Raw genomic sequence first — 4,821 nt, forward strand, 5'->3', positions numbered from 1 at the left:
GCGACAGTGACAACCGGCGTGCCGGAACCGACCACCTGGCCAACGTCGGCGCTGACCGTGGTGACGATGCCATCCCTGTCGGCCTTGAGATCGGTATAACCGACCTGGTTCTTCGCCTGAGCCAGTGTCGAAAGGGCGGAATCACGGGTGGCGACCGCTTGGTCATAGGTCAAGGTCGCCTGTTCGAGCTGTGATTTCGGGGCAAAATTCTTGGCAAAAAGCTGCTCGGCACGCTTGCGGGCGAGTTCCACGGTCTCGACCTGCCGCTCGGCGGCATCGAGCGCTGCCTGCGCGCTCTTGACCGAAAGGTCGTAGTCAATGGGATCGATGCGGGCGAGCACATCGCCCGAGGCCACATGCTGGCCGATATCGACGAGGCGCTCGGTGATCTTGCCATTGACGCGGAATGCCAGAGCGCTCTCGGTGCGGGCCCTCACCGACCCGGAATAGGAGAGCGTGCGGGTGTCATGTACCTTCGCGATCTCGACAACCTTGACCGGGCGGATGATATCCTTGACTTCGGTTTTTTCCTGGCTGCAGCCGGCAAGCCCGAGAGTGGCGGTGACAAGCAGCACCGGGCCTACAGCGGGCAACCTGCCGATGATTGAACTGAACGAAGACACGCGCGTACTCCCGAAATGGAGATGAATCGTTGAAACCGGCGCCCGGCGGGCGGAGGCTACTTCAAGGCCTTGATTGCATAGTCGACGAGGTCGTCAGGCATTGCCCGGTTGGTCTTGGCAAGGCATTGCGCCACCATCTGCGGATGACACAGGATGACGGTCGCGGCGCCGAAACAGCGAGACGCGATAACCGGATCCTGTTTTCTGAACTCACCGGCCTCGATCCCGTCACGAATGATTTCCGCGAACAGGTCGTGAATGCTGTCGACATGCTTGTCGATCACACCCCAATCCCGTTCGAGGGCGACGATGACCATCTCGTGGACCTTCTGGTCGTCGAGCATGACCTCCATCGTCATCTTGTATTGCGCATGCACGTAGCGCCGGAGCCGCTCCTCGGCGCTGATCGGCAGGCGCGAAATCTCGTAGGCCATCTTGTAGCTGGCGCCGAGCATCCGGCCGCAGACGGCCTGGTGGATTTCGACCTTGGAGGCGAAGAAACGGTAGATGTTGGCCGGCGACATGCCGAGCTCACGCGCAATGTCGGCGACATTGGTCTTGCCGTAGCCATAGTGCCGGAACAGGCGCTCGGCGCAATCGAGAATGCGCGTTACATTTTCCTGTCGGGCGGCTTCGGCGACTATGGTGGCGGCTTCGGACATGATCCTCTATCGATTTACGAGTGACGAATTTTGATTTTCATCACTCGTAAATCGAAAAGAAGGACCTGTCAATGCGGATTCGGTATACACGTACGAATGGTGACAGATGGTGACAGTGAGAAGGTGGAATCGACGATCGCCGTTAGCGGCTGGCCCTGATGAATTCGTCATCCTAGGGCGAAGCAAGGAGCGAAGCGACGCGGCGCAGACCCTAGGATCCATGCCGCGACGTTGGTCAAAGAGTGCGACGGATCAACAGGTTTACACCGGTCAGCGAGCTGTAGCCTGCAGCCGCCATTCTCGACTGTCGGAGCTCGGCCGCAAGGTGACGGCATGGATCCCTTGGGCTGCGGAGCAGCTCCAGGGTTTCCGCGACGTCGCTCGCGACTGCTACACCCTAGGATGACGAAGCCCGCGACAAATTGTCGAGGCGAAGCATGGGTGGCGATGCAGCTAAGCCCCCTTGGCCATCTCGCGTAGCCGGAATTTCTGGATCTTGCCGGTCGAGGTTTTCGGGATTTCGGCGAAGATGACCGCCTTCGGCACTTTGAACCGGGCAAGCAGCGCGCGGCAGTGATCGATGATCTCGGCTTCGGTCGCGACCTTGCCGGGTTTCAGCTCGACATAGGCAACAGGCACTTCGCCCCATTTGTCGTCGGGCCTGGCGACGACGCCGCAAGAGGCAACCGACGGGTGCTTGTAGAGCGCGTCCTCGACCTCGATAGAGGAAATGTTCTCGCCACCGGAGATGATGATGTCCTTGGAGCGGTCCTTGAGCTGGATGTAGCCATCGGGGTGCATGACGCCGAGATCGCCGGAATGGAACCAGCCGCCGGCGAAGGCTTCGTCGCTCGCCTTGCGGTTTTTCAGGTAGCCTTTCATGACGATGTTGCCGCGGAACATGACCTCGCCGATTGTCTCGCCGTCGGCCGGTGTCGTCCGCATCGTCTCGGGGTCCATGACCGTCAGGCCTTCGAGCGCTGCATAGCGCACGCCCTGCCGCGCCTTCCTGGCGCTGCGCTCGCCCTTTTCGAGATCATCCCAGGCGCCGTGCCATTCGTTGACGACCGCCGGGCCATAGGTCTCGGTCAGGCCGTAGAGATGGGTGACGGCAAAGCCGGCATCCGCCATCCCCGACAGCACGGCTTCCGGCGGGGGTGCTGCAGCCGTGTTGAAAGTGACCGTCTGCGGAAATGCGCGCTTGTCCTCGTCCCTGGCATTGATCAGCACCGACATGACGACCGGCGCGCCGCACAGATGGGTGACGCCCTGATCGGCGATCGCATCGTAGATCGGCTTCGGCCGCACCCAGCGCAGACAGACATGGGTGCCGGCCTGGACGGCGAGCGTCCAGGGAAAGCACCAGCCATTGCAGTGGAACATCGGCAGCGTCCACAAATAGACCGCGTGCTTGGCCATGCCGGCATGGATGGTGTTGGTGTAGGCCATCAGGGCCGCACCGCGATGGTGGTAGACGACGCCCTTCGGATTGCCCGTCGTTCCGGACGTGTAGTTGAGCGAAATCGCATCCCACTCGTCGTCGGGCATCGACCAGGCGAAGTCCGCGTCGCCGCCTGCGACAAATGCCTCATAGTCCAGTGAGCCTACCCGCTCGCCCTTTGGGTACGGCGCGTCGGCGGCGTATTCGGGATCGTCATAGTCGATGACCAGCGGCTTGACCCTGGCCAGTTCCAGGGCCTGCTTGACGACGCCGGAGAATTCGCGGTCGACGATCAGCAGCTTGGTCTCGGCATGATCGAGTTGGAAAGCGATGACCGCCGCATCGAGGCGGGTGTTGAGCGAATGCAGCACCGCCTTGGTCATCGGCACGCCGAAATGCGCCTCCAGCATCGGCGGCGTGTTTGACAGCATGACGGTGACGGTGTCGCCCTTGCCGATGCCGCGCTTCTGAAGGGCCGAGGCAAGCTTCAGCGACCGCTGCCAGAAAGTGCGATAGTCGATGCGCTGGCGGCCATGGATGATGGCGATATGGTCGGGATAGGTCTTGGCCGCGCGCTCCAGATAGGTGAGCGGCGTCAGCGGCTGATGGTTGGCCGCGTTCTTGTCGAGATCCTGTTCGTAAGGATTGCCCATCCCATGCTCCCCGCGATTTTCTTTCAGACGTTCTAATCACAGGCTCGGGCCGCGTCACCACAAACGATGCCACGACAGAGCGCATTCGGCACAATGATGAACCAGATTCGGCGCAAGCGGGAGCATCGCATACCTCTGCCCAGTTTGACTTTTGTCGAGAGCCGTGAATAATGTCAGCTGAGGAGACGGCATGGCGATCCGACCGGCAGAACAACTCATCCACAAGGCCGCCTGGCTCTACTATGCCCATGGCCTGCGGCAGGACCAGGTGGCGAGCCAGCTTAACATTTCCCGTGCCTCGGTCGCCATGTACCTGCGCAAGGCGCGCGAGACCGGCATCGTCAACATCTCGACTTCGACCCAGCTTTTCACCGACGACGTGCTGGCGCGCAAGCTCGAGGATGCGCTGAGCCTCGACGCCGTCTGGATCGCGCCGGAGAATGATCATATTGCCGACCCGTCGACGGAAATCGCCGTGCTGGCGGCGAGCGTCTTTCTCGAACTGGTCAAGAAGGGCGACCGCATCGGCGTCGCCTGGGGCCGCACCGTCTATATGATTGCCGACGTCATGTCCTATGCCGACCTGCAGGATGTCACGGTGGTGCAGCTCTGCGGCAATCTCGGCGCGCCCTATTCCTATCGCCCCGACCAATGCACTATGGAAATCGCGCGGCGGCTCAACGCCAAAGGGCTCAATTTCTACGCGCCGCTGGTGCTGTCTACGGAAGAACTTGCGCGTGCGCTGCGTGCCGAGCCGGTGATCCGGGAACAATTGTCGGGTGTCGGCGAATGCGACCTGGCGTTATACTCGGTCGGCGCGGTCGACGCCGACAGCCATCTGGTCAAATGCGGCGCGCTGACGCCAAGCGAAATGGCGGATCTGCGCAGCCAAGGCGCTGCCGGCGTGATTGCCGGGCAGATCATAGACGCCGAGGGCAAGGTGCTCGACTGCAGTTATAACAGGCGGGTGATCTCCGCCGAGCTTGCCTCGCTGCGCGCCATCGCCAGGCGGTTGGTGGTGGTGCAGGAGGACAGCAAGTTCGAACCGCTGCTCGCGGCGATCGCCGGCGGCCTTTGCACGCATCTGGTGGTCGGCGCACACATGGCGCAGCGGCTCCTGGATCATGCGGCTGCCACGACAGAAAAGGCCTCCTAGGAAATCCCCTCTCCGTCGCCGGCGCATTGTCATCAAAGCGTCGCGGCATTGCTGTTTCACCATCAAAGACAAACAACCGGACGAAGCGAACATGAAGAATTTGTGGAATGACGAAGCAGCCGAAAAACTCGTCGCAGACTACGCGAAAAAGGGTGTCGGCCGCGACCTGGCGCTGCGCGTCTACACGACCCGGCTGCTCGGCGGCGAACCACGGCTGGTCCTGCATGGCGGCGGCAACACCTCTTGCAAGACGACGGCAACCGACCTCGTCGGCGACCAGTGGGAC

5 protein-coding genes are annotated in these 4,821 nt (G+C 61.7%); 2 read left to right on the top strand and 3 right to left on the bottom strand.

Annotated features, from left to right (window positions below; genetic code table 11):
* The 3 genes from EOA22_RS24410 to EOA22_RS24425 all read right to left on the bottom strand — a co-directional run.
* The coding region (locus tag EOA22_RS24410; RefSeq protein ID WP_127390269.1) for an efflux RND transporter periplasmic adaptor subunit at nucleotides 1–623 on the bottom strand (623 nt) is incomplete at its 3' end.
* Between the two features lie 56 nt (nucleotides 624–679).
* Nucleotides 680–1,285 (bottom strand): TetR family transcriptional regulator, encoded by a 606-nt coding sequence (locus tag EOA22_RS24415; RefSeq protein ID WP_013532915.1) that lies wholly within the window; start codon nucleotides 1,283–1,285, stop codon nucleotides 680–682.
* A gap of 453 nt (nucleotides 1,286–1,738) precedes the next feature.
* On the bottom strand, nucleotides 1,739–3,379 hold the full coding sequence (locus EOA22_RS24425) for an acyl-CoA synthetase (protein ID WP_063167610.1): 1,641 nt from the start codon (nucleotides 3,377–3,379) through the stop codon (nucleotides 1,739–1,741).
* A gap of 190 nt (nucleotides 3,380–3,569) precedes the next feature.
* On the opposite strand from EOA22_RS24425, the gene EOA22_RS24430 reads away from it, so the two are divergent.
* Both EOA22_RS24430 and EOA22_RS24435 read left to right on the top strand, forming a co-directional pair.
* Nucleotides 3,570–4,535, top strand: a complete 966-nt coding sequence (locus tag EOA22_RS24430; RefSeq protein ID WP_013532917.1) for a sugar-binding transcriptional regulator — start codon at nucleotides 3,570–3,572, stop codon at nucleotides 4,533–4,535.
* 91 nt (nucleotides 4,536–4,626) lie between these two features.
* Nucleotides 4,627–4,821, top strand: a 195-nt coding sequence (locus tag EOA22_RS24435) for a hypothetical protein (RefSeq protein ID WP_164755785.1), incomplete at its 3' end; no start/stop codon positions are given.

Source organism: Mesorhizobium sp. M7A.F.Ca.US.014.04.1.1, assembly GCF_003998745.1.
Taxonomy (GTDB): domain Bacteria; phylum Pseudomonadota; class Alphaproteobacteria; order Rhizobiales; family Rhizobiaceae; genus Mesorhizobium; species Mesorhizobium ciceri.

What these genes read in the sequence shown, in the direction of transcription:
- EOA22_RS24430 (WP_013532917.1), top strand. Translation starts at nt 3,570, where the DNA reads ATGGCGATCCGACCGGCAGAACAACTCATCCACAAGGCCGCCTGGCTC.
- EOA22_RS24425 (WP_063167610.1), bottom strand. Translation starts at nt 3,379, where the DNA reads ATGGGCAATCCTTACGAACAGGATCTCGACAAGAACGCGGCCAACCAT.
- EOA22_RS24415 (WP_013532915.1), bottom strand. Translation starts at nt 1,285, where the DNA reads ATGTCCGAAGCCGCCACCATAGTCGCCGAAGCCGCCCGACAGGAAAAT.